This window comes from Phenylobacterium composti DSM 19425 (assembly GCF_059568645.1).
Genome location: NZ_JCANTT010000015.1, coordinates 38494 through 63086 on the forward strand (window position 1 = coordinate 38494; position 24593 = coordinate 63086).

20 protein-coding genes are annotated in these 24593 nt (G+C 65.7%); 8 read left to right on the plus strand and 12 right to left on the minus strand.

Going from position 1 to position 24593, the window contains the following annotated elements; genetic code table 11:
• Positions 1–25: 25 nt before the first annotated feature.
• Positions 26–1870, plus strand: a complete 1845-nt coding sequence (locus tag BO64_RS10550; protein WP_496403259.1) for a hypothetical protein — start codon at positions 26–28, stop codon at positions 1868–1870.
• Between the two features lie 4 nt (positions 1871–1874).
• Here BO64_RS10550 and BO64_RS10555 read toward each other — a convergent pair whose 3' ends face one another.
• The gene (locus BO64_RS10555) at positions 1875–2666 is read right to left on the minus strand and encodes a sialate O-acetylesterase (RefSeq protein WP_496403260.1); all 792 of its coding nucleotides are present in this window, start codon (positions 2664–2666) and stop codon (positions 1875–1877) included.
• 140 nt (positions 2667–2806) lie between these two features.
• Here BO64_RS10555 and BO64_RS10560 point away from each other — a divergent pair, with 140 nt between their 5' ends.
• Positions 2807–4390, plus strand: a complete 1584-nt coding sequence (locus BO64_RS10560; RefSeq protein WP_496403261.1) for a glycosyltransferase family 4 protein — start codon at positions 2807–2809, stop codon at positions 4388–4390.
• Here the strand turns inward: BO64_RS10560 and hutU are convergent.
• From hutU to hutI, 4 genes are read right to left on the minus strand one after another with little or no spacing between them, the layout of a single operon-like run.
• Positions 4387–6051, minus strand: coding sequence for a urocanate hydratase (gene hutU, locus BO64_RS10565; RefSeq protein ID WP_496403262.1), 1665 nt, complete (start codon positions 6049–6051; stop codon positions 4387–4389). The two genes, BO64_RS10560 and hutU, sit on opposite strands and share 4 nt — an antisense overlap.
• Positions 6048–6857 (minus strand): N-formylglutamate deformylase, encoded by an 810-nt coding sequence (gene hutG, locus BO64_RS10570; RefSeq protein WP_496403460.1) that lies wholly within the window; start codon positions 6855–6857, stop codon positions 6048–6050. Before hutG ends, hutU begins: the two co-directional genes overlap by 4 nt.
• Positions 6854–8386 (minus strand): histidine ammonia-lyase, encoded by a 1533-nt coding sequence (gene hutH, locus BO64_RS10575; RefSeq protein WP_496403461.1) that lies wholly within the window; start codon positions 8384–8386, stop codon positions 6854–6856. The genes hutG and hutH overlap by 4 nt, the downstream gene beginning before the upstream one ends.
• Positions 8371–9552, minus strand: coding sequence for an imidazolonepropionase (gene hutI, locus BO64_RS10580; protein ID WP_496403263.1), 1182 nt, complete (start codon positions 9550–9552; stop codon positions 8371–8373). Before hutI ends, hutH begins: the two co-directional genes overlap by 16 nt.
• Before the next feature lie 69 nt (positions 9553–9621).
• On the opposite strand from hutI, the gene BO64_RS10585 reads away from it, so the two are divergent.
• Together BO64_RS10585 and hutC are read left to right on the plus strand one after the other, a co-directional pair.
• A complete protein-coding gene (locus tag BO64_RS10585) occupies positions 9622–10980 on the plus strand; it encodes a formimidoylglutamate deiminase (protein ID WP_496403264.1) in 1359 nt (452 codons plus the stop codon).
• A 10-nt stretch (positions 10981–10990) separates the two neighbouring features.
• Positions 10991–11704 carry a histidine utilization transcriptional repressor HutC gene (hutC, locus tag BO64_RS10590; RefSeq protein ID WP_496403265.1) on the plus strand — a complete coding sequence of 238 codons (714 nt, stop codon included), beginning with the start codon at positions 10991–10993 and terminating at the stop codon, positions 11702–11704.
• 70 nt (positions 11705–11774) lie between these two features.
• Here the strand turns inward: hutC and BO64_RS10595 are convergent, their stop codons facing one another.
• Positions 11775–12017: a hypothetical protein gene (locus BO64_RS10595; protein ID WP_496403266.1), complete on the minus strand. Its 243-nt coding sequence runs from the start codon at positions 12015–12017 to the stop codon at positions 11775–11777.
• Between the two features lie 288 nt (positions 12018–12305).
• Between BO64_RS10595 and BO64_RS10600 the strand changes: the two genes are divergently transcribed.
• Entirely contained in the window at positions 12306–14144 is a 1839-nt protein-coding gene (locus tag BO64_RS10600; RefSeq protein ID WP_496403267.1) for a hypothetical protein, read from the plus strand.
• Between the two features lie 793 nt (positions 14145–14937).
• Positions 14938–15294, plus strand: a complete 357-nt coding sequence (locus tag BO64_RS10605; protein WP_496403268.1) for a DUF2293 domain-containing protein — start codon at positions 14938–14940, stop codon at positions 15292–15294.
• A gap of 143 nt (positions 15295–15437) precedes the next feature.
• Here the strand turns inward: BO64_RS10605 and BO64_RS10610 are convergent, their stop codons facing one another.
• Both BO64_RS10610 and BO64_RS10615 read right to left on the minus strand, forming a co-directional pair.
• Entirely contained in the window at positions 15438–18020 is a 2583-nt protein-coding gene (locus BO64_RS10610) for a DEAD/DEAH box helicase (protein ID WP_496403269.1), read from the minus strand.
• A gap of 3 nt (positions 18021–18023) precedes the next feature.
• Positions 18024–19034, minus strand: a complete 1011-nt coding sequence (locus BO64_RS10615) for a hypothetical protein (RefSeq protein ID WP_496403270.1) — start codon at positions 19032–19034, stop codon at positions 18024–18026.
• Between the two features lie 287 nt (positions 19035–19321).
• Between BO64_RS10615 and BO64_RS10620 the strand changes: the two genes are divergently transcribed.
• A complete protein-coding gene (locus BO64_RS10620) occupies positions 19322–20008 on the plus strand; it encodes a recombinase family protein (protein WP_496403271.1) in 687 nt (228 codons plus the stop codon).
• Positions 20005–20925: a hypothetical protein gene (locus tag BO64_RS10625; protein WP_496403272.1), complete on the plus strand. Its 921-nt coding sequence runs from the start codon at positions 20005–20007 to the stop codon at positions 20923–20925. Before BO64_RS10620 ends, BO64_RS10625 begins: the two co-directional genes overlap by 4 nt.
• A gap of 227 nt (positions 20926–21152) precedes the next feature.
• Here BO64_RS10625 and BO64_RS10630 read toward each other — a convergent pair whose 3' ends face one another.
• From BO64_RS10630 to BO64_RS10645, 4 genes are all read right to left on the minus strand, one after another.
• The gene (locus BO64_RS10630; protein WP_496403273.1) at positions 21153–21341 is read right to left on the minus strand and encodes a hypothetical protein; all 189 of its coding nucleotides are present in this window, start codon (positions 21339–21341) and stop codon (positions 21153–21155) included.
• Positions 21338–21550, minus strand: coding sequence for an A24 family peptidase (locus BO64_RS10635; protein ID WP_496403274.1), 213 nt, complete (start codon positions 21548–21550; stop codon positions 21338–21340). The genes BO64_RS10630 and BO64_RS10635 overlap by 4 nt, the downstream gene beginning before the upstream one ends.
• A 347-nt stretch (positions 21551–21897) precedes the next feature.
• Positions 21898–22740 carry a protein NO VEIN domain-containing protein gene (locus BO64_RS10640; protein WP_496403275.1) on the minus strand — a complete coding sequence of 281 codons (843 nt, stop codon included), beginning with the start codon at positions 22738–22740 and terminating at the stop codon, positions 21898–21900.
• Positions 22737–24581, minus strand: a complete 1845-nt coding sequence (locus BO64_RS10645) for an SNF2-related protein (RefSeq protein ID WP_496403276.1) — start codon at positions 24579–24581, stop codon at positions 22737–22739. Before BO64_RS10645 ends, BO64_RS10640 begins: the two co-directional genes overlap by 4 nt.
• Positions 24582–24593: the final 12 nt, after the last annotated feature.

The following is a 24593-nucleotide window of genomic DNA, read 5'->3' on the forward strand; positions in this document are numbered from 1 at the left end:
CGGCGGGGAACACTCAAGGGGCGCCATGGACATCGATCTCGCCGGCCTGGAGCACGCTGCGCTCAATCGCACCGCCGACCGCTGGCCGCGGTTGCTCGCCGGCCTGCGTGGACTGGTCAACCGCGCCGCCGTGCAGCAGACCGAGGATCCGGCCTTCGCGGCGCGCTTTGCCGCGGCTGCGGCGAGCATCATCGCCGATCCGGTGCTCGAGCCCACGCCCGATCAGATCATGGAGGCGCTGGTCTATCGGCAGGAACTGGAGACTCTGGTCCGGACCAGCCCCATCGGCAGCTTTGACCACGTGCTGCGGGCCATGGGCTTTTCGCCCCGCGGCGGGACGCCGGCCGTACAGGCGGTCGAGCCGGGGAAGCTCGCGCGAGCCACGGTGCTCCTGTCACTGGATTCCGATGTGGAGTTCGGGCCGAGCGACATCCTGGCCCTGCGCAGCGACCTCGCCCAGGTGGCCTATATCGCGCTGCTCGCCACCAAGCCCGTCGTCTCGCCCCTCGGCGCCGCCCGGCGAGAAGCCTTCGCGGCCCGGGCCGGCGAGCTGCGTCCGGCGCCCCTGCCGGCGACCCTCAATCACCTGACCCTCACAAGCGTGGCCTGGATGCTCTGCAGCTATGCGAGCCACCCGGCCAAACATCGCATCAAGCCGGTTCTGAACCGCTCGCTCGTCGAGCTCGCGGGACGGATCGGCATCTCCGCCCCGCCCCTGCCCGAGCGCCGTCCGATCCGCGAGCGGCCCCGGATGGTGGTGGCCGCCGAGATCATGCACTCGAACCACGTGCAGTTCCGCTACTTCGGCCAATACCTGCGACAGCTCCGGCAGAAGTTCGAGCTGGTGCTGCTCACCGAAGAGTCCGAGGTCGATGATGCGGTCCAGGCGCTCTATGACGAGGTCCATACCTTCGCTCGCGGCTCGCGGGGCGAGCATCTGATGCAAGCGGCGCGGGTGCTCACCGAAACCCGCCCCGACATCGTGTTCTGGCCCAGCGTGGGCATGCGCCATTGGGGGCCGCTGCTGGCCAACCTGCGGTTCGCCCCGATCCAGATGACCGCCCTCGGCCATTCGGCCTCGACCTTCTGCGAAGCCATCGACTACTACCTGACTGAAGAAGGCTATGTTTCGGACCCCGCGCTGTTCGGGGAGCGGCTGCTGCTCCTGCCCGACGAGGCCCTGGTCTTCGAGCGACCCCCGTCCTACGCGCCGACGCCGGCCGAGGTGCGCGCGGCGCCGAGGCCGCTGCGGATCGCCCTGCCCAGCAACCTCCTGAAGCTCAATCCGCACTTCCTGCGGGTGCTGCGGAAGATCCGGAACCAGGCCGGGCGGGACCTGGAGTTCCACGTCTTCCCCAACGCCGGCGGGACCGAACACCTGGCCATCCGCCGCGTCATCCAGGCGGTCTTGCCGGGCGCCCACATCCACGGCCGCCTCACCTATGGCGAGTACCTGCAGAGACTGTCGGCCTGCGACCTCAACCTCAGCCCGTTCCCCTTCGGCGGCCTGCACAGCGTGGTCGATTCCCTTCGCCAGGGGCTGCCGGTGGTGGCTCTGGAATGCCCTGAGCCGCACGGGCGGACCGACGCCATGCTGCTGCGCCGCCTCGGCATGCCCCACTGGCTCGTGGCCGCCACCGAGGACGACTATGTGACCGCCGCGCTTAGGGTGATCGGAGACGACGCCCTGCGGGTGGAACTGTCGCACAGGGCCCTGGCCCTCGACCTCGACCGGCTCCTGTTCGGCGACGCCCAGACGCCGCTGCGCAGCGAAGTGGTGGACGCCGTGTGGTGGGCCTACCTGAACCACGATGAGGTCGTCGCCCGCGGCCAGCGCGTGGTCCGGCCCGCAGACTGGGCCGTCGGCTAGGGGCTCAGCGCACGATCGGCAGGACCGCCGCAGCCAAGGCCTCGCCCAGGCGCAACTGACCTTCGGCGGAGATATGCAGGCCATCCGGCTGCATCGGCAGGCCTTCGGCGTCCACCGACACCGTCAGGGGATCGGCCTTGTCCACCGCGGCCTGGGCGGCGCGGACTTGGTCGGCATGACTGCCGATGCGTCCGATGCGGGCCATCGCCACCGGCGTATCCGCCGCGGACCAGCCCTGCCGCAGGGCCTGGATGAAGGACGTGAGGTTGGTCCGGTAGGCGCTCGCCATCACCGGGTGGACGGCGTCGGACTCGCCCTGCACCCAGACGACCGCGGCCAGCCGCGGTGACAGGCCCTGGGCGCGGAGCGCGGCCTTGGCCGCCTCCAGTTCGGCGCCCGCCTGGGCGAACAGTTCGCCGGAGCTTGGCGACCAGTCAGGGCCCTCCGCCGGAGCGAGGGACGTCGAGCCCCGGGCCAGCTTGACGACATAAAGCGGACGATCAGGACGGGCGGCGCGCCAGGCGCGGGCGAAGCTCGCCTCCGGTCCCCAGGCGTCCGGCCGGTTGGGCGAGCCGGTGTTGCGCCCCGGTTGCAGCGGCTGGAACGCCCCGTCGCGCCAGATCAGCACCTGGGGATCAGCGGTCCTGAAAGCCTCCGGCACGTCGGCCGCCGTGAGATAGCCCAAGGCGTTGGACTGCCCCGCCACCATCACGATGTCGGCCGCCGGGTTGCGCCCACAGGCGGACAGAACCGCCAGGGCGGCCACCATCACGAGGATGCTGCGGAACGGCGCCATTGGGCCCGCCTAGAGCATGGCGGTCGCGCCGACAAGGAAGGTCGCTTGGGCGATGCGGCGCGCCCGTGCTAGTCGCGACCCCGATGGACGCGGCTATTCTTTTCGAACCCGACGGCTACCGACTCGACGGAGCCAAGCTCATGGGCCGGCAGGCGGCTGGCAATGGTTTCCTCCGGGCGGCGGTGGCGGCCCACGCGGGACGTCCGATCTGGGGCTTTTCTCCCTACAACAACGCCTCGAACGCCTTCGCGCAGACGGTCCGCGAATTCGATCCCAACGGCCGCACCGAATGGATCGCTCGCGACGACCTCAAGACCATGGCCGAGCGCGGCGTGCTTTTCCGGCCTGACGCCGTTCTGTCGCCCCTCGCCGACCTGCGTCTGCGGGCGGGCGCCGGGCGCTACAGCCTTTGCGGGCTCACCCACACGCTGTCCGGGCCGCCGATGGCCACGTTCAGCGCCTATCCGGTAGCCGCGCTGGCTCCCTGGGACGCCCTGATCTGCACCTCTCGCGCGGCCCTCAAGGTGCTGGAAGCGGCGCTCGAGGCCGGCGAGGAATATCTCTCCTGGCGCGTGGGGACCAAGGTTCGCCCGCCCCGGCCGCAACTGCCGATCATTCCGCTCGGAGTCCACGTCTCGGACTTCGACTTCAGCCCCGCCGACCGGGCCGAGGCGCGAGCCACCCTGGGCATCGCCGACGACGAGGTGATGGCCCTATCGGCGGGCCGGCTGGTCTTTCACGCCAAGGCCCACCCCTTCCAGATGTTCGAGGGCCTGGAAGCCGCCGCCAAGGCCAGCGGCCAGAAGCTGGTGCTGGTGCTTTCGGGCCAGGCGCCGAATGCCTCCATGGCCGAGGCCTATCGCAGCGGCGCCGCCCGCTATTGCCCCAGCGTCCGGACCATCTTCGTCGACGGCAAGGACTTCGGCCGCTATCGCGCCGCCTGGGCGGCGGCCGACCTCTTCATCTCGCTGTCCGACAACATCCAGGAGACCTTCGGCATCACGCCGCTGGAAGCCATGGCCTCGGGCCTGCCGGTGGTGGTCAGCGACTGGGACGGCTACCGCGACACGGTGCGTGACGGCGAGGACGGCTTCCGCATCGCCACCTATCAGCCCGCGGCGGGCGCCACGGAGGCCATCGCAAAGGCCTACGAGAGCGGCTCGCTCAACTACGACTTCATGCTCTACCGCACGGCCATGGCGGTCTCTATGGACGGCGCCATGCTGGCCGAACGACTGACGGCCCTGGCCAGCGACCCCGACCTGCGTCGCCGTCTCGGGGATTCGGGCCGTCGGCGAGTCCGGGCCGACTATGACTGGGCGGTCATCTACCGGCGCTACCAGGAACTCTGGGACGAACTCACCGCCATCCGACTCCGCGAGTACCCGTCTGACCGAGTGCGTTGGGACGCGGCGCCCCGCGCCGCGCCGGGCCATCGCGATCCCTTTGAAGCCTTCGCCGGCTTCGCGACCCACGTCCTCAGCGCCGACACCTGCGTCGCACGAATTGGCGAAGCCTCGGCCGAGGCCTATGCGGCGCTGGAAGCCGACCCCCTGTTCTCCCACTGGAAGGTCGCCCCGTCGGTGATCGGACAGATCTTCGGCCGCCTCGCCAAGGGACCGGCGAGGATCGCCGAACTGCGCGAGGTCTCGGGCCTTACCCCCGGCCTCGCCGTGGAGGTCGTCTCCCGGCTCGCCAAGATGAACCTGGTGCGCGCCGTCTAGAGAATACCCGGCAGGTCGAGGCCCTTCTCGCGGGCGACATCGAGGGCGATCTCGTAGCCGGCGTCGGCGTGGCGCATGACGCCGGTGGCGGGATCGTTCCAGAGCACCCTGCCGATGCGCCGGGCGGCAGCCTCGGTGCCGTCACAGACGATGACCATCCCCGCATGCTGGGAATAGCCCATGCCCACGCCGCCACCGTGGTGAAGGCTGACCCAGGTGGCGCCGGACGCGGTGTTCAGCAGAGCGTTCAGCAGCGGCCAGTCGGAGACCGCGTCCGACCCGTCGCGCATGGCCTCAGTCTCACGATTGGGCGAGGCCACCGATCCGGAATCGAGGTGATCGCGCCCGATCACCACCGGGGCCTTCAGCTCGCCCCGGGCCACCATCTCGTTGAACGCCAGGCCCAGCCGGTGACGGTCGCCCAGTCCGACCCAGCAGATCCGCGCCGGCAACCCCTGGAACCTGATCCGCCGGCCAGCCATGTCGAGCCAGTTGTGTAGGTGCGGATCGTCCGGGATCAGTTCCTTCACCTTGGCGTCCGTCCGGAAGATGTCCTCCGGATCGCCTGACAGGGCCGCCCAGCGGAACGGTCCGATCCCACGGCAGAACAGGGGGCGGATGTAGGCCGGCACAAAGCCCGGGAAGTCGAAGGCGTCGGCGACGCCGGCGTCCTTGGCCACCTGGCGGATGTTGTTGCCGTAGTCGACGGTAGGCACGCCGCGCCGGCGAAACTCCAGCATCGTCCGGACATGCTCGGCCATGGAAGCCCGGGCCGCCTCCTCCACCTGCTCGGGCGCCTGGGCGCGCATGGCGGCCCAGCGCTCCAGGCTCCAGCCCTTGGGCAGATAGCCGTTCACCGGATCATGGGCCGAGGTCTGGTCGGTGAGCAGATCGGGCAGGACGTCCCGCTCGAGGATCTGCGGCAGCACCTCGCAGGCGTTCCCCAACAGGCCGACGGAGACCGGGCGCTTCTCCTGGCACGACCGTTCGATGATCTCCAGCGCCTCATCCAGCGTCCGGGCCGAATGGTCCAGATAGCCGGTGCGCAGCCGCATCTCGATACGGCTGGCCTGGCACTCGATCGCCAGGCACGACGCCCCCGCCATCACCGCAGCCAGCGGCTGGGCGCCGCCCATTCCGCCCAGGCCGGCGGTCAGCAGCCAGCGGCCGGCGAGATCCCCGCCGTAGTGCTGGCGGGCCATCTCCACGAAGGTTTCGTAGGTGCCCTGAACGATCCCTTGCGTGCCGATGTAGATCCATGATCCCGCGGTCATCTGGCCGTACATGGCCAGGCCCTTGCGGTCGAGCTCGTTGAAGTGCTCCCAGGTCGCCCATCTCGGCACGAGGTTGGAGTTGGCGATCAGCACCCGAGGCGCATCCGGGTGGGTGCGGAACACGCCCACCGGCTTGCCCGACTGGACCAGCAGGGTTTCGTCGTCGCCCAGCCGCTGCAGGGTCTCGACGATCCGGTCGTAGCTGTCCCAGTCCCGGGCCGCCCGGCCGACGCCGCCATAGACCACAAGCTCGGCAGGGTTCTCGGCCACGTCCGGATGCAGATTGTTCATCAGCATCCGCAGGGGCGCCTCGGTGAGCCAGCTGCGGCAGGTGAGCTTGTTCCCCGTAGGCGGACGGATCACTCGGGTGGGGTCGTGACGGGTCATTCGCGGGCGAAGTCCAGGCAGGCGTTGAGAACTGAGGTCAGCGCCGCGCGCATGGGCGCGGCGCGCGCGGGCTCGTAAGGGGGCGGCCAAAGGCCCGGCTCGGCCGGCGGCTCGTCCAGGTAGCTGCGGCAGGCGAGCTCCATCTGGATCGCATGGACGCCCGTCTCGGGCTGTCCATAGCGGCGCGTGGTCCAGCCGCCCTTGAAGCGCCCGTTGGTGATCCGGATGAAGGGGCTGGCGTCGCAGGCCGCCTCGACGGCGGCGGTCAGCGCCAGATCACAGCTCGCTCCGCCGTTCGTGCCGATATTGAAGTGGGGCAGCTCGCCCTCGAACAGCCGGGGGATCCGAGACCGGATCGAATGGGCTTCGTACAGCACCACCCTGGCATGGGCCGCCCGCAGGCGGTCGAGTTCCTCGGCCAAGGCGCTGTGGTAGGGCGCAAACCAGCGGGTCCGGCGCGCCACGACCTCGGCCTCGTCCGGCGCCTCGCCCGCCCGATACAGCAGCTCGCCGTCGAAGGTGGTGGTGGGACAAAGCTCCGTCGTCGCCTGGCCGGGATAGAGCGAGGCCCCGGACGGGTCGCGGTTCACGTCGATGACCGTGCGCGAGATCCGCGTCCGGACGATCGTGGCCCCAAGCCCTTCGGCGAAGCTGTACAGCCGCTCGACCCACCAGTCGGCGTCCTTGCGCGCCAGCCACGGCGACGCCAGCCGCGCTTCGATGTCCGAGGGGATGTCCGTCCCGGTATGCGGCAAGCTCAGCAGCAGCGGCGCCTCGCCGCGCGTGATCTCCAGCCAATCCATCAGGCGACTCCCGGCAGCTCCGGCAACGCCAGCTCCCCGGCCCGCAGGATCGCCGCCGCGGCGGCGATGTCGGGGGCGAAATGGCGGTCGTGATCCAGGGGCGCCACGTCCCGGCGGAGGCGCGCACGCACCCGCTCGAGGCGTTCGCTCGACCGGAGCGGGGCGTGGAACTCGCAACCCTGCGCCGCCGCCAGATACTCCACCGCCAGCACGCCCTCGAGATTGCGGGTCATCGCCAGAAGCCGGCGGGCGCCATGGGCGGCCATGGAGACATGGTCCTCCTGGTTAGCGCTGGTGGGAATGGAGTCGACGCTGGCCGGATGGGCCAACTGCTTGTTCTCCGAGACGAGCGCCGCCGCAGTGACCTGCGGGATCATGAACCCTGAATTCAGGCCCGGCTGCGGGGTCAGGAAGGCGGGCAGGCCCGACAGCGCAGGGTCCACCAGCATGGCGATCCGCCGTTCAGCGATGGAGCCGATCTCGCACACCGCCAGGGCGATCATGTCGGCGGCGAAGGCCACCGGTTCGGCGTGGAAGTTGCCTCCGGAGAGGGCTTCGTCCGCCCCGGCGAAGATCAGTGGATTGTCCGAGACGCCGTTCGCCTCACGCTCCAGCGTCGCCGCCGCCTGGCGCAGCACGTCCAGGGCCGCCCCCATGACCTGCGGCTGGCAGCGCAGGCAGTAGGGATCCTGCACCCGCTCATCATCCTTCAGGTGGGAGGCGCGGATGGCCGAACCGGCCATGAGGACGCGCAGGGCCTGCGCCGTCTCGATCTGGCCCGGCTGGCGTCGCAGGGCGTGGATGCGGGGGTCGAACGGCGTGTCCGACCCCTTGGCCGCCTCGGTGGACAGGGCCCCCGTCACCAGCGCCGAGCGGAACAGACGCTCGGCCTCGAACAGCCCCGCCAGCGCATTTGCCGTGGAGAACTGGGTGCCGTTCAACAGGGCGAGGCCTTCCTTCGGGCCCAGCTCCAGCGGCGCAAGGCCCGCGCTCGCCAGGGCCTCGGAGGCAGGCCTGCGCCCTCCATCGACCTCGATCTCGCCCACGCCGATCATGGCCGCGGCCATGTGGGCGAGCGGGGCGAGGTCCCCCGAGGCCCCCACCGAGCCCTGCCCCGGGACCACTGGGATCAGGTCGCGGGCGATCATCTGCTCCAGCAGTTCGACCGTTGCGGGCCGCACGCCCGAAGCGCCCTGGGCGAGGCTCGCCAGCTTCAGCGCCATCATCAGCCGCACGACGGGCCGGGGCGAGGGGGCGCCCACCCCCGCCGCATGGCTCAGCACCAGGTTCCGCTGCAGGGTGGCGAGGTCGGAGTCAGCGATGCGGACGGTCGCCAGCTTCCCGAAGCCGGTGTTGATCCCATAGACCGGCGCGCCCTTGGCGAGGATGCGCGCCACAGCCGCGGCGTTTTCGGCCACCACGGCGCGGGCGGCCGGGTCCAGTCGCAGCGCCGCGCCGTTCCAGACGGCGCGCCAGTGGCCGAGGGGCGTGTCGCCGGGATGCAGGATGATCTCGGTCAACAGCCCCTCCAGATACGGACGTGCAGCGGGTTGAACCCCATGCGGTAGACAAGCTCGGCCGGGCGCTCGATGTCCCAGATGGCGAGGTCGCAGACCTTGCCGGGCTCCAGGGTTCCGACCCGATCGAGACGTCCCAGGGCCCGGGCGGCCTCCCGGGTGACGCCCGCCAGGCACTCCTCCACCGTCAGGCGGAACAGCGTGGCCGCCATGTTCATCGCCAGCAGGATCGAGGTGAGCGGCGAGGTGCCCGGATTGCAGTCGGTCGCCACCGCCATGGCCACGCCCGCCGAGCGCAGCGCCTCAACGGGCGGCGGCGTCTCGTCCCGCAGGAAGTAGTAGGCGCCCGGAAGCAGGACGGCGGTCGTCCCCGCCTCGGCCATGGCGCGCACGCCGTCCTCGTCCAGATGCTCCAGATGGTCGGCCGAGAGCGCATGGTGACGGGCGGCCAGGGCCGCCCCGCCGAGGTTCGACAGCTGCTCGGCGTGCAGCTTTACGGGCAGGCCCGCGGCGCGGGCGGCGGCGAACACCCGCTCGGTCTGGCACGGCGTAAAGCCGATCCCTTCGCAGAAGGCGTCCACCGCGTCGGCCAGACCGGCCTCGGCGACGGCCGGGATCATCTCGCGGCAGACCCGGTCGATGTATCCGTCCGGATCGCCCGCGTGCTCGGGCGGCAGGGCGTGGGCGCCAAGGAAGGTCGTCACGATGCTGGCCCGATCGCCCAAGGCCCGGGCGGCCCGCAGCATCTTCAGTTCCTCGGGTAGTGAAAGGCCGTAGCCCGACTTGATCTCGACGGTGGTGACGCCCTCGGCGACGAGGGCCTCCAGCCGGGGCCGGCTGACCGCCGCCAGTTCGGACTCCGAGAGGGCGCGGGTGGACGCCACCGTCGAGGCGATGCCGCCACCCGCCCGGGCGATCTCCTCATAGCCGGCCCCGCGCAGCCGCAGCTCGAACTCCTGCGCCCGGTCGCCGGCATGGACGAGGTGGGTGTGGCAATCGATGAGGCCCGGCGTGATCCACCGGCCCTCGCAGTCGACGGCTTCGCCGGTCGGGGCATCAGCCCCGGGCCCGACGTAGACGATGCGGCCGCCCTCGGCCGCCACGGCGCCGTCCTCGATGACGCCCAGGCCCGGCAGGCCAGGGGCCAGGGTCGCAAGGCGGGCGTTGCGCCAGACCTTCACCTGTCCTCCCTCCGCGCTTGCCGCTGCATTTATGTATAGACATTATGAGGCAGGCAGGAGGAGTGTCCAGTGACCACGCAGACGCTCTGGTTCGATCACGCGCTGCTGGCCGACGGCTGGGCGCGGCGCGTTCGGCTCACCCTGTCCAAGGGTCGGATCGCCGGCATCGCGCGTGATGTAGCCCGCCAGCCTGGCGAGCCGGCCTATGGCGTCGCCGTCCCTGGTCTTTGCAACCTCCACAGCCATGCCTTCCAGAGAGGCATGGCCGGGATGGCCGAGGTCGCCGGACCCGAAGGCGACGACTTCTGGACCTGGCGCGAAGCCATGTACCTGTTCGTCGACCGGCTGACGCCCGACGACCACCGCGCCATCGCCGAACTGGCCTATGCCGAGATGCTGGAGGCCGGCTTCACCCGGGTCGGCGAGTTCCATTACTTGCACAACGACCTGGACGGCGCGGCCTATGCCGATCCGGCCGAAATGGCCCACGGCCTCGTGGAGGCGGCGCAGACCACGGGCATCGGCCTCACCCTGCTGCCGGTGTTCTACGCGCATGCGGGCTTCGGCGGTCAGCCGCCCATGCCCGGGCAGCGGCGCTTCATCCTGGACGTGGAGCGCTTCGCTCGCCTGCTTGAGGCCAGCCGCGCCGCCGCCCGCCGCCTGCCCGACGCGGTGGTCGGCGTCGCGCCGCACAGCCTGCGGGCGGTGACGCCGGACGAGCTGGCCGCCGTCGTCAGGCTCGCTGACGGGCCGGTGCACATCCATGCCGCCGAACAGGCGAAGGAGGTTGAGAATTGCCTCGCCTGGTCCGGCGCCCGGCCCGTGGAATGGCTGCTGTCCAACGCCGAGGTGGACGCCCGCTGGTGCCTCGTCCACGCCACCCACATGACCCGGGAGGAAACCGAAGGCCTGGCCCGCAGCGGCGCGCTCGCCGGCCTCTGCCCCGTCACCGAAGCCAACCTCGGCGATGGCGTCTTCCCGCTGCGCGCGTACCTGGCGGCGGGCGGGGCCCTGGGCGTCGGAACCGATTCCAATGTCCTGATCGACGCCGCCGCCGAACTGCGGGGGCTGGAATACGCCCAGCGGCTGACCGAGCGCGTGCGCAATGTGGCCGCCCCGGCGCCTGGCCGGTCTGCAGGCGCGGCCCTGTTCCAGGCAGCGCTGAACGGCGGAGCCCAGGCCCTCGGCGTGGAGGCCGGCCTGCGGGAAGGGGCGGTCGCGGACCTGGTCGCCCTCGACCTCGACCATCCGTCTCTCGCCGGGCGCGGCGGCGACGCCCTGCTGGACGCCTGGATCTTCGCCAGCCGCAGCACGCCCGTCTCGGCGGTCTGGCGTCGCGGCCGGCAGGTGGTGGAGAGCGGCCGTCACGTCGCGCGGGACGCCATTGTGGCGCGCTATCGGCGGACCTTGGCCAGAATCACCGCATGAACCCCGGTCTATGAGCGAGGCCTCGCTACACCGACGCATCCGGACCGACGTGCAGGCCCGCATCCTGTCGGGCGAATGGCCCCCCGGTCACCGGATTCCCGCTGAGCACGAACTGATGGCCGCCTACGGCTGCTCACGGATGACCGTGAACAAGGCGCTGGGGCCGCTGACCGAAGCCGGGCTGATCGAACGCCGTCGCCGCGCCGGCACCTTCGTCGCGCGCCCGAAGATTCACTCGGCCGTCCTCGACATTCCCGACATCCCTGCCGAGGTGGCGAGCCGCGGCCAGACCTATGCCCACGACCTCCTGGTTCGGGACGTGCGCCCGGCCACTGCCGATGACGCCGAGGCGCTGGACGTTCCACCCGGCGCGCCGGTCCTGGCCCTCCGGTGCCTGCACCGCGCCAACGGCCGGCCGTTCGCCCTGGAAGAGCGGCGGGTGAACCTTACGGCCGCGCCCGACGCCCGCGAGGCGGACTTCGCCCGCACGCCCCCGGGAAGCTGGCTGCTGGCGCATGTGCCGTGGACCGAGGCCGAGCACCGTATCGCCGCCGCACCCGCGGGCCGCGATGCGGGCCGCCATCTGGACATCCCGCCGGCCACGGCCTGCCTCCTGCTCTCCCGGCGCACCTGGCGCGGCGAAGAGCGCATCACTGACGTACGGATGACCTTCCCCGGCGAGGCCTACGATCTCGTCGCGCGGTTCACCCCGTCGCGCAGCTGAAACGAAGAAGGCCCCCGGCGTCGCCGGGGGCCTCCTGTCCGGCGCAGACGCACCGGCGATCTGACAGACCCTACTTCGAGGGGCTGGTGTCCGGAGTGTTGGCGGTGGTCGCCCCGCCGTCGGCGTTGCCCGCCTGCTGCTCGATGGCGTCGGCCTGGGCGTTGAGGGCCCGTTCCTCGGCCTCGTTGGAGGTCGCAGCGGCCTGACGCTCCAGGGCGTCGGCCTGCGCCTCGGCGGCCTTGTCCTCCTGGCTGTTGCAGGCAGCAAGCGAAACTGCGGCCAGACCGGCCAGGGCGACAATGCGGAAGTTCATGGGGCAGCCCCTATGTTGATGGAAGCTGGACCAGAACGGGCCGCCTTGGCTTTGGTTCCTCGCTCTCGCGCGCGCGGCGAAGGCGCGCGCCGGTCGCCTTGCGCGCACTGCCTATGCGGATGAAAGGAAGAATGGCGCGCCCGGAACGACTCTAACGCCACGAGCGCGGCAGCCCCAGCTAACCCCCTGGAAAGCCAAAACCTTTAGTCTTTTCAACGTATCCGCCACTTGATGCCGCTGTTTCAACCGCTGTAAAAACCGCTGAGAATGCGTGCCAGAGGTAGGTGCGTGGGCAGGAAGCGCTCACCAGAAAACGCAAAGCTTGGTCAGCACGTGCAGAGACGTGCGGACGGTCGCCTGGAGCTTCGATTCCCCCTGCCGGAAGACGTCCAGGCCGCCTTCCCAGACCGCCTCGGTCGCCCGCGGCGAGTTCTCATTGAGCAGCTGGGCACCACTGACGTTGCCCTTGCGAACGAGCGCGCGGACCAGAAGCGGGTCGCAATACGTGAGCGCATCCAGAAGGTTCGGTCACTCCGCTCGTCAGACGCTCTCAACGAGCATCTTCGCGAGCTGTTCGCGTTTGAGAGGGCTCAGTTCGACCAAGAGCGGCGCAAAGCTCCGGTTTCAGGTGTCGGCATAGGTGCGGGCCCCGAGCAGACTGCGATAGGGTTGTTCACTCGCCACCACCAAGCGCGGGCTCTGACAGCGGAGTCATATGAGGAGCGAAGGGCGGCGGTTGGGTGGGCCGCCGACTGGTACTTCGAGAAAATCGGCCAAGTGGCCGATCCCACATCTCCTGAGTACCGGATGGTTGTGGACGAGTGTGCAAATGTCCTCAGCGAGTGCATCGCGGCCCAGGTGAACGCCGTGCACGGCCTGCCCGAACTTCCCCCCCTTCATCCCGCGCTGAAGCCGATGCCTGACGCTTCCCAAGACGGCAACGTCGCGATGTCGCAACGAGGGCGTTTCCCGATCCGAAAGTACTTCGAGGAATGCTTCCTCAAAGAGGCAAAGGCGACGCGGGGCGACCGCACCCATGGCGGCCGCAGGCAAGCTGTAGACCGTTTCGTGCAGCTCGTTGGGAACAAGCCCATCTACCTGATCACCAAGGCGGACGTCTGGGAGTTCCACGACAAGCTGATGGCTCTGCCCGACAGCCGCTATCTCTCGGGCGAGAACAAGAAGCGCTCTCTGTCCGAACTGATCGAAAGGAGAAAAGCTGGCCTGATCGACGTCGAAACCCTGAGCTGGAAGACAGTCAACAAGCACCTTTGGAACCTGAAGACCGTGATGGATCACGCGGAGAAGCGCCGGGACATCAAGGAAAACGTGGCGCGGGGAGTGCAAGCAGAAGGTCAAGAGGAGGATGAAACGGGGCGTTCCTTCTCGACCGCAGAGCTGAACCGCATCTTCTCGCAGCCCCTGTTCGTAGGGTGCGCAGAAGGGCTTGAGGAAGGGGGGCTATTCAAGCCTGGCCCGGTTCTAATCAGGGACGACCGATTTTGGATTCCCCTCCTGCTGCTCTACACAGGCGCGCGCTCCTCTGAGATCGCGGGTCTAGCACCCGAAGACGTGGTGGTGGACCACGAGGTCCCGCACATTCTGATCAGGCCCAACCACCTTCGCCACCTGAAGAACAAGCACTCGAAGAGGATGGTGCCGGTGCACCGTTGCCTACTTGAAATGGGCTTTGCTGCCTTCGCTAGGGAGCAGCATCGGTCGGGTCTGGACCGGTTTTTCCCGCTTATCGAGCAGACCGCCTATCGGGAAGGCGCCACGGGTGAGCTTGTGAAGCGGTCACTTTCGAGCAGCCTGATACTCCGGCAGTTCAATCGAACAATCCTTGAGCATGCTGAAGCGCGTGAGAATAGCGGTTCGATTAAGTGCTTCCGGAACACCTTTGAGCAGGAGGCGCTCGCTCGCATCGAGTCGGATGAGATCAGAAGAAGGCTAACTGGCCGGGACGTGAACAGCACTGTGATCATCTACACGACCAACATCCCCGACGACTTTGAGAAGCGAAAGGCTCAGCTAAGGGCACTGAGATCAGCGATGGACAAGATCGTCTTCGAAGGCGTGGACCTGTCGCGCCTTGTCCCCGACGAGCGCTCTCAAGCGGCTGAGTAACCGGGCGGGCCTGAGGTCAGCGTGCGTGGGCCCATATTCCGAAGTTGCGCCTTCTTGACGCGTTCTTGACGAGAACTCCTTCTGCAGAAGAGGATCCGTGGTGGCAGCCCCCCGCACGGGTTGTTGAGGTGAGGCGCTTTACGGTCCCGCAATACCGAGGGTTGCCTGTGTAAGCTTCATACTAGGATACCTGACGTTACCAAGAGGAGCAGGAACGGCTCGCATTACATCTATCGGCAGCAATTTTACCTTCTTATGGGTCCAAAGGAGGAGGGAGTGGGAAGAGGCTCCTACATCGGAGGGTCGACGATCTGGAGGTTCTGGGGCGCTGGAGAAGGCGTCCCCGGAAAGTCTCGCCCACCCCGGCGCCGGAAGAAGACCCAACAGGAAACCTCTCCCGTCGTGGACATGAGCTACGGCATCCCGCTCCGGATGAAGGTCAACAAGCCGAAGAAGGCTCAACCGACCAGCTCCGGACAAGCCACGACGCAGGAAAGCCAAAAGGGCAAACGATCCGAACAGCCCCCTCAGACCAAGAAGCTCACCCCGGAGGAACGGAGAGCCAAGGTCAAACGGAAGAGGGAACGGCGTAAGAAAAGCAGGATCGGAAACAACCCCTACACCGCACCCTACGCCGGCATCATCAGGGTATGGAAACCCGGTGAACCTGGAAGGTCTGAGGGAGGCCCTGAACCACGGCGGTAGGTTGCGCTGCTCACAAGGCGAGGGAGTTCATTGCGTCCGCTTGTGACGCACCCCTTCGAAAGGCTCCCCAGGGTTGCGGGAGCGAGAGATGGGGCGAGCAAAGAAGCGGCGGCAGCATAGCCTGGAAGCGGTGTTGACCCACCTAGGCAGACATCACCCTGGATGCCCGCCAGACGTGGCGGGCATTTTGGCTACGCGGATCTCAGGACGCGAGTGGATATCCCGGGTTACGCTCGGGCAAGCGGTCGGGATCGCCCTAACCACCTATGTGCGCCACGAACTCACAGACTACGATCAGCTCCTCCGGGTTCATCGGCTGACGCAAGCCGAGGCGCGGCAGATCGTAGCCGCTGAGGTGGAGATGATCCTTCATTCTTGGCGACAGCCGCCACCGACTGCACCGCAGGTCAATTCGAGCCCTCTCCCCAGCGCGACCGGACGCTAGACCCCTCCGGCATGGTGCGGTCTGTCCCTTGGCATCCGAGAGCTGCTGTGATCATCCCGCGCTTCACCTGGTACGAGCTTACGCCTACCGGCCGTAGAGTTTGAAGCTGGCGGGGCAGTAAGCATCTGCCCCTCCAAAGCCGTCTAAAACGAACCCTCCTCCTGCTCGTCTTGGGTTCTGATCTCACCAGTTGCAGGGTTCCAGTAGGCGTATGACCAATCCTGCCCAGTCGGTTGAATTTGATCGTGCGGCACCCACGCATCACCACGCCCACCAGTATCGTACCGGTACATGAGCATTTCACTGGTACCGAGCGTAAAGAGCTTGGGCTCGACGAGAAGTCTGTCGACCAGCACGCCATTGTGAAGCACCGCCACACTGCTTCCCGGAGCGTAGATCACGTACTCTCCATCTCCTGGCGAGGGGGCCTGCATCGCGGCGCCTGTTCCAGGCGCGAGCGTCTCAAAAAAGCTTCTCAGCTTCTGCGCCACATCGCTGCTTACGAACGCATTGGCCCCAGCGATGGCAGCGGCCTTATCGAGCTTGTCTAGAAAATCTGCGAACTCGGTGAACAGCGGCTCCGTGAGCCGGAGTCCCCCATAGATGCTGTCGTAAACGACGATTGTATCGGTCGCTTTACGAGGCGCGCCATCCACATAGAAGGCGATGTGGCTGTGCGCGCTGTCGATGTCGTTCGGGGAGATGCTCTTCTCCCGGAGCAGGAGCTGTTCTAAGGCTCCAGCCACGACTTGGCGCACGAGCGCCGGCGCGCCGCTCCCGGCGAACCACGGCTCGTCTATTCGGATTACGATACCCGTAGAACGGAAATCCCTCTGCTTGCGGGTCATTCTCGGGTCAGTGGCCCGCAGGTCGCGATAGAGGAACGAGCGTCCGCCGAGCGAAAACCCTTCGACAGACTCCGTCACCTGTAAATTCACTTCCGCCAAAGCGCCCGTCGGCCCAGTAAGCAGCCTTCCCTCGACGATCTCATCTGCCGAGAGGCCGACGTTCAAAGCCTTCTTCAGTATCGGACGGTTTTGCGTCGCGCTCTTTGCCGCTTCGAGACGGATGGCCCGCTCGAATGAGCCAGAACGCCATTCCTTGACCTTCTTCGGGCTGCGGAGGTGAAGGTACACGGCTCCAGGGTAAGCCTCCCGAATCGCTTGATTGAGGGCGATGTCACCGATCTGCTCAGAGTACTGACCAGTACCCTCGATCAGCTTGTAGTTCGCCTCGCCGACCTGCCGGAGCGGGTAGTTGTGGTGCGGTGAGTCCGCTCCAAGCTGAGCCACGTAGTCGAACTCGCGAGGCCGGCGCGCACCCGGCCTTGCATACTCATAAACAGCAGGGAACGTCTCGGGCCAGGAAACGCCGGGGGGCGGTTCTTTGGTGTCGCTGCCGAGGGACTCGCATTCGTCGACCAGGCACCGGGCGTGAGCGTACTGAATGAACCTGTTGTCGAGATAAAGATGCGAGGGCTCTACGGAGCCTTCGTAATAGTCCCTGAAGGTCGCGCCATACTGGGCGAACGCGTGTCGCGGCGCCACGACGCAAAACACGCCTGGCGCGCTCCGACCCACGCGTCCAAGGCGCTGCCGGAAGGCCTTCTTGGACTGGGGCACCCCCAAATTGATCCCAAGCCGGAACTGCGCGATGTCGATGCCAAGCTCCAGAGCTGACGTCGAGATCACCCCTCGGAGTTCCCCCCCTCGCAGCGCCTTCTCGATACGCGTTCTGTCTCCGAGTTCGTAGCCACTCCGATAGGGCAGCACGTCATCTTTATCGACAGCCTTCGCGACACGCTCCACCCCTTGGCGAGAATTGTGAAAGGCGATGAATGATCCCGTGGTTGGCTCGGCTAGAACCCGATCCAGGATGTCGGTCAGCATCGCCTCAGCGGGATGCCCCGTGTCTGGGCCATCGATGTGATAAATGGTGCGGCCGAACGTGGGCGATCCATCGTCTTCCTCATTGATCGACACGAAAGGCCAGCCTGTTAGCTGGCGCATGTGATCTTCCGGATCGGAGATCGTCGCGGTCGCCGCGATAATCTGAAGCTGGGTGGCCACTCCCTTGTCCCGACACGCCCGACGTCGGGCGGCCAAGAAGCGCCTGATCAAATAGGCCACGTTGCTGCCGAAGACCGACTCGTAGACGTGCGCCTCATCGAGCACCAGAAATCGGAGCGAGCAGAACAGGGACTTGAAAGCGGGCGCCGATACTTGGCGCATGAACCACGCCTGAAGGACGTCTGGTGTCGCGACGAGCACTCGCGCGTTGCGGACAGCGTCCATCCGCTCGTCCTGCAACACCTGCCCGTGCAGCTCGGCGACTGTGTTCTCCGGCAACCCAAGTTGCTGAGCCAGCTTTTTCCACCGGCTGAGCTGATCGGCAAGAAGGGCCTTTAGAGGATAGAGGACAATCGCTTTGCCTTCGCCGTCGAGTAATTCCCGCAGGATCGCAGCCTGAAAGATGAGCGACTTGCCAGAAGCGGTGCCTGTGGCGACCACGATGTTCGCGCCGTCGTCAATCTCCGCCAGCGCCATGCTTTGGTGACGCCATAATGAGCCATCCGCAGCGTTGCCGCTGGTCAGCCATTGTCCCACACGGCCCTTCAGGAAGGCCTCCGGCACCGGTGTGCGCCTCTCTTCGCGCGCCGGAACGTCGATCCGTTCTACGACGGTGAGTTGACCCGTTTGTATGAGCCGGTCGAAGCCATTTAGCACTGTCTATCCCCCCCTCTGATTGGTCGGCTGCAGCAACTGTGACGCTAAGGACGGGCCAAATCGGTCCGCGCCGCCAACCCTCTTGGCGATCTCCCTACCCTCCTGGCGGAATGTCGAGAGCTGCTCCGTAAGGTCTTCCAGGGCCGTTGTGCGCAAACGGAGCACGACCAGTGTGCCCGGGCTATGGCTCCTGATCTCCTTCAAGCCGGAGCCCTCGATGACGACCCCGTTGTCTCCACTTACGAGCGTGAAGCGGCCCCCTCTGGATGCAAGGCGCTGAGTCATGAAAAGGCCGTAGCCGCTGTTCGCCCAAGCATCGTCGGAACGTCCACGCCGCCACGCTTTGGAAGAGATGCCTGGGAGCACCGCCAGTTTGAGCGCATCGAGGTCGGAGGAGACCCTGAGTTTGGGGTTTTCTTTCAGCGACTGGAGAATGCCACAGCCGCGATCCACGACAGCAAGCTCCGCTGCACCGGTCTGCGGCCAGTACTGTGCGGCAATTGAATAGCTTTCACTCTCGCTGTGCTCGATCACGTTGCGGACAATCTCCCGCAGCGAGTACGTGAGCGTGTCGACCAGCGGTCCCTCGTTCTCTCGGGTGAGGAGCGTTGCTAGACGCTTCGCCTCCTCCTCGACCACCTCGCCTGGGTGCATGTGGCGTTCGGCTGCGGATGACTTCAGCTCCGCGACATTGAGTTCTTTGATGGGAATGTACGTATCGCTACCGCCCGCCTGAGCCGGAGCGAGGCCGTAGGTCATGCCAAAGAATTTGAAGAAGCCGACGTGAGCGGCATAGCCGAGGTGCGTGTAGTTCGAGCCCTTGCGCTTCGCGCCCGGGCGCTGCGTGCGGAACTCACGAAGGGCCGAACCGACGGAGAGCAGCCAGCCCGGCGAGACGAACGAGACTTGCCCGAAGTCGAACTCGTAGGTGTCCGACGCGGGTAGTTCGAACAGTTGTCGGCCAAAGCCGAGATAATGCGCGACATCCGCGTCGCCAGGAACCAGGACGCGCATTTGCCCCCACCACCCTCGATGCGAGCAAGCCAGACGACGACCGACGCGTCAATCCGACAGCGCTAAGCACCGAGGAACATCTAATCACTGCGACCACTGCAACGGGCGCGCAGGGGACCCGTCCAGTCCGTCAGCGCGAGCGCGAGCGCGAGGCATGACCGCTGGTAGGGAGGGACACCCAGCAGGGTGCCGCAAGTACTTGATGGGTAAGCTTGCCCCCTTGGCATGCAGCAACCCTGCTGTATCATTTGTCTCAACGGTGGTTGAAGCAAACGTTACGATCAAACATGGAAGGTAAGTTTGTCGCGTACTACCGCGTGAGCACCAGGCAGCAGGGCCTTTCCGGGCTGGGGCTCGATGCTCAGAGAGATGCCGTGCGCAGGTTCATTGGCTCCGGTCAGCTCGTAGGCGAATTTGAGGAGGTGGAGTCTGGTAAGAAGGCCGACCGGCCTGCGCTCAACGCGGCGTTGCGCGAGTGCCGGATCAGAAACGCTACGCTCGTTATAGCAAAGCTGGATCGACTTGCTCGAAGCGTCGCCTTCCTGTCTCGGCTAATGGAGGAAGGGGTGGAGTTTCGCGCCGTCGACATGCCGCAGGCCAACAGGTTCATGATCCACATCATGGCTGCGCTTGCGGAGCAGGAACGTGAACTGATCTCGCAGCGAACGAAGGCAGCACTCGAAGCGGCTCGCGCCCGGGGCGTAGCTCTCGGAGGCAGACGCGGCGCGCACAGGATCGAGGCTCACGCCGAAGAGGGCCGCGCGCGTTCGGCGGCGCTCCGAAGCGACCGTGCCAGGCGGCGCGCCAACGAGCTGATGGAGACAATCCAAGACCTTAGAGCCTCTGGGGCTCAGTCCCTTCAGGCGCTCGCAAATGGCCTGAATCTCCGGCGCATCCCAGCCCCGCGCGGTGGCCTCTGGAATCCTGCTCAAGTGCGCCGTGTCGTTCGGCTTGCCGAAGGAGCAGCGGCGTGAGTGTGGAGGAAGTCCGTCGCGCCGACATCGAGGCTGATTTCGCTACCTGGCGTGAGAACCAGCTCCGGAAGGACAAGGAGATCGAGACCAAGGCGCAGCGCCTCCTATGGAAGCTTCGCCGTCTCCGTTCAAAGAAGTCGTCGGGCCGCCTTCTCCGAGACGAAGCTCGCGACGACAAAATCCTGAGGAAAATCAACTCTGCCCTCCGGGACGGGGACCTGGTCAGGATCACGTCCCGCGGTGGGCCTGCAGTGACCGATTTGAGGTTCAACAAGAAGCGAACAAGAGCGCCTGAATCAACAGAAGGAAGAATGGAGAAGGGAGGGAGTGTAGAGAGAGAAACAAGGCCAGAGAGGAAGGCGACCACCTTGTGGACACCTTCGTGGGATCATGCCGGGGACGCTATGAAGCTATTGGCCTGGAGTCAGGTCATGCGTCTCAAGCGTGGAAAGGCTCTTACGCTTCACCTGTCAGAGGAGGTCGTTTCGGAAGGTCGCCGGAAGAGTGAGGCGGGCGAAAAGAGCTTCACTGAGTTCATCCGGGACCGAGTCTCCCAGCAGCTCAGGAAAGCCTTCGCGGGTACGCAGCTTCCGATGCCGGAGTTCTTCTTCGTCATCGAGACTGCCTATGGCAAATCGCCTCACCTGCATGGTGCGATCACTGTTCCTAGCGGAGCTGAGCACCGTGTTCGAGCAGCTCTGATAAAGGCGGGTGGGCCTTGGGGGACGGGTGCTCGCCAACTGCAGTTGACTGAGATCACGAGCGCCGCGGGGTGGGTCTCATACTGCTTGAAGTGGCGTGAACAGGCGAAGGTTCTTCTTCAAGATAGCCGCTTGGTTGCGGCCACGAGAGGCCTCCGGTCAGAAGCTCGCGCTTGGTATGTGGAAGCTCGACGGGTGGGGACCCCTATCAACTAAGAGCGGTGGCATCTGGCCCAAGGCTCGTCTGCGCCCTGGAATCGCCTAAAGCCCACGCGTCAGGTCGGCCATAGAAGCCCCAAAAACGGGGCTCACAGGCCATGTTCTCGACCCTGCCGCTGGGGTGCTAGCGGGCGCAAGAGCGAGGGCTCCTGGCGCAAGTCTGCCCCTGTTTCGCGCTTTACGGCAACGATCCCGAGGGGCCATTTGCCTTCGCCAAGGCGTTCTCACTTCGGGCCGGACCCTTCGCTATCGCCGTTGCGGTTGTCACCTTCGAACAGCGCGACAATCTTCTCCCGGCCCATCTCTTTGAAGTCAGGAGGGACCTTGAGCCGGCCCTCCATGAAGCCGATGCGGGGCCTCGGTTCGTCCGGCCCTCGCTTCGCTTTGTCCGGTCGAGCTTCTTCGTCGCTCACGCTCGTGGATCCTCGCGCTCCCGCCAAACGAACCCGGTGCGACGCTCGCGCTCGTCCTGCTCAGCCCACTCCTCCCGCCTCCAGCGCTCAAGCTTCCGCTTAGCGAGGATGGCCCAGATTGACGCGCCGCCGAAAAACCCAAACAGGATCAGGAAGGCGAGGAAGTCGGGCGTTCCAACCCACGCGCGCATCTCTGCGATGAAGGTCATTCTTTCCCCTCCCCGCGGTCAAGCTGACGGAGACGCCACTCGCCGTAGACGGCAATCAACGCCATGCTCCGCCTGAAGCGATAGCGCGCAGTCATCTCGATCCTCTGCATGCGGATTCTAGCTACATGAGAGAGCATCGTCACGAGCTGAAGAACCGAAGTCTGGGAACGAAACACTCCTGTAGACCCGGTCCTTTTTATCGGCGGGTGGTGCCGACCGCTGGGTGCCTTACCCCTCTAAGGCTAAGCTTCAACCGGCGCCGGGATGAGCACACCGGTTGCTGGCTCGCGAAATCGCGGCGTGCGCCGCCAGTGGCTTTTCTCTCCCCCATCCACCTCAGGGCTGGGCTAAGGGCAGACTGAGCCGTCGGGTGAGATCACGATTACGACCTCGCTCCAGCGCCCAAGACCACTGTCGCTCGGCACATGAAACGACATCTCGGAGACACCACGGATGGTGAGCTGCCTTTCTGGCATCGCCCAGATGTAGAAGTAGTAGGAACCAGCTGCGGACACGGCCTTCTCCCACTCACTTCGGGGTAGGACGATCTGCGGCGGCTTCTGTGTCGATGATTTGACCTCGATAAGCCGCGCGACGGGCTCCACTGGTCCTAGATCATACGACTTGATATCATAGCCAACGCCGTTTGCCTCAAAGCCGACAAGCTCAGGTTCTCGGCTGATGCCAAGGGCGGCTAATCTCTTTCGTTCGTAGGCGATGGTCTCCAGCTCGGCTTCGCCCCCACGTTCCGAACGACGAACATCGTCCTCAGCGCGGACTGTGGCTTGGATCTTGTACCACCAGGCCATCACCTCTGCCGACGGAGGCGTATCGAACAGCCTCGCAGCAGAAAAAACTTGGTACTCGTCTGGAGAGAGCGCTTCCGCGACCCTGCGGCGACCAAGTGGAAAGAGCTTCCGCCACCAGGGGCGCCGAGCCGCGATCAACCACTCCAATGCCGCCTGAAGTTCTTCCTCCACGGCGGTGAACTCGAACTCGTCGGGCAGCTCCGCATGCAATCTGAGAGCGCCTCTATGATCCGCAGCAGCGAAGTCGGGATCGATAGCACCGAGTGCTTCAACTGCCTCGACGGGCGCTATTGCATGAACGGCTAGATGCCGCCGGAGCATCATGAGCGCGCTGACGGCGCTCATGGTCAGGCCCAGTGACTTCAGATCGACGCTGATCACTCAGCCTCGTCCTCCTCATAGACGACCTTGCCCTCCAATTCCGCGATCAGGTCGATAACGTCCTCGACATCAACGTCCCAAGAGATCGGATCGTCAGCGTTCTCTTCGTCCAGCGCGATCTCATGGAGATCGTCGTCATCAAGAAGCTGCTGAAGCGCGCGGAGCTTCCGAGCAAGTCGCCGGCTGACAGAATGATCAATGCTGCCGACTCCTGCTGGAGCTACAGTCTGGAATATCCAGATGTTAGTCTCTACGTCAGGTGCGAGCCCCAATCGATGTATGCGGTCAATGGACTGAAGGTAGTGAGTGCTCACATAACTTCTATCTAAGTAGATCGCGTCATGGCATATCTTGTGCAGGCTGATCCCTTCCCCTGCCGCAGCGGGGTTGGCGATCATAACGCGGCAGGAGGCATCTTGGTGGAAACGCCTTATCCGACCTTCGCGCGTGCTGGGATCTGAGGGCTCCCCCGTGGGGATTGCTCCATAAAGCGATACCGGATTGAGGTCCGCCAGCAAGGCCTCCATCTCGATGATCGTGTCTGTGAAGATCGTCCAAATGACGGACTTGCGGCCCGCTAACGCAAGTTCCCGGGCGAACCTCTCCACTGCCCGCATTTTGGCAGATGCGCCCTCGGCGATGACCTGGTCGAACACTCCGGAGTCGACTTCAATCGCGCCATCCGCAATCGACCGAAGCGCGAGTAAGGGGTTGGCGGAGAGCTGGAGGAGTCGCAAGACGGCGCGTTTTGCGGCGGCGAGGTCAACTCGGTTATCATAAGCGAGCTTGCTCCCTTGGCGCACAAACTCGCTCTTCACCAAGCTGTACAAGGCAAGCTGACCCTTCGCCATTTCAACCGGCACAAAGTGGCGATGCGGCTTGGGTAAGCCGAGGTCCTTCTTTGTGGTGCGGACGTAAAGATTCCCCAGCACCTGACGGGGAGGGGCACCGCGACTTATCTGTGATCCAAGCCCGACTGCGGGCCACAGGAAATCTAGCTGTGACTGCAGATCAGTCGGTGACTGCGGCATGGGCGTTCCCGTAAGGATGTCGCGCCTGATTGGGAGCGTAGCAATCGAGAGCAGGAACGCGCCCCTCATAGACCCGTACCCGGCCTTCATTCGGTGGGCCTCGTCGAGCACCACGTGCACGGGATGGCGCATGAGGTAGGACGTGATGACGTCCGGGATCTGGATGATCAGATCGTAGTTGATCACAAACCTGGTGGCACCGCTCTGCAGGTCGCGGGCGACCTTGTCCGCGCTGCCGCTTAGAAAAGTGAACTCCTCTGCGTTTCCGTCAGGGGCATCTGGCGCCATGAAGTCGGGTACAACGTCCTGCCAGGCAGGAAACGCAGCCTTTGGGCAAATCACGAGCAGGTGCCCGCCTGGCTTCCGCGTTAGGAGATGAAGCGCTAGGCTAACAGCAGTCTTGCCCGCGCCCGGCACAGAGAAGTTCGCACCGTTCTCCAGCGCAACTAGGCGCTGGAGGTCTCTGATCTGGAATGGTCTAAGATCGTGCTTTGTGAATCCTGCGACCTTGAGCCTCTGCTCAATTTCGGCAGGGCTCAACGTTAGGTTAAGATTCACCCGCGCCGCCTGCGCCTGCCTAAACTGAGCAAGGAAGGCGGCGATACGTTGTTTGGTCTGCTCGTCTGTGCTCTTGAACACAAACCCAAGCGCGCGCTGCTGAGGGCCGAACTCGCGCACCAGTGAGAGAATGCCGGCCCAGGGCAACTCTACCTCGTTCCCTCTTAGCCGATAGTCGCCGCCCGTTGAGAGCGCAGCCTGCTGCAGTCGCTCCCAGACGGAGGTGTTTGCGGCCCCGTCCGTGAGCTTCAATCGCCCCGTCAT

Excerpts from the sequence above, each read along its gene's own strand:
- BO64_RS10555 (WP_496403260.1), bottom strand. The coding sequence starts at position 2,666 with ATGGCGCCGTTCCGCAGCATCCTCGTGATGGTGGCCGCCCTGGCGGTT.
- BO64_RS10605 (WP_496403268.1), top strand. The coding sequence starts at position 14,938 with ATGGGGCGAGCAAAGAAGCGGCGGCAGCATAGCCTGGAAGCGGTGTTG.
- hutC (WP_496403265.1), top strand. The coding sequence starts at position 10,991 with ATGAGCGAGGCCTCGCTACACCGACGCATCCGGACCGACGTGCAGGCC.
- BO64_RS10620 (WP_496403271.1), top strand. The coding sequence starts at position 19,322 with ATGGAAGGTAAGTTTGTCGCGTACTACCGCGTGAGCACCAGGCAGCAG.
- BO64_RS10560 (WP_496403261.1), top strand. The coding sequence starts at position 2,807 with ATGGGCCGGCAGGCGGCTGGCAATGGTTTCCTCCGGGCGGCGGTGGCG.
- BO64_RS10595 (WP_496403266.1), bottom strand. The coding sequence starts at position 12,017 with ATGAACTTCCGCATTGTCGCCCTGGCCGGTCTGGCCGCAGTTTCGCTT.
- hutU (WP_496403262.1), bottom strand. The coding sequence starts at position 6,051 with ATGACCCGTCACGACCCCACCCGAGTGATCCGTCCGCCTACGGGGAAC.
- BO64_RS10550 (WP_496403259.1), top strand. The coding sequence starts at position 26 with ATGGACATCGATCTCGCCGGCCTGGAGCACGCTGCGCTCAATCGCACC.
- BO64_RS10635 (WP_496403274.1), bottom strand. The coding sequence starts at position 21,550 with ATGACCTTCATCGCAGAGATGCGCGCGTGGGTTGGAACGCCCGACTTC.
- BO64_RS10615 (WP_496403270.1), bottom strand. The coding sequence starts at position 19,034 with ATGCGCGTCCTGGTTCCTGGCGACGCGGATGTCGCGCATTATCTCGGC.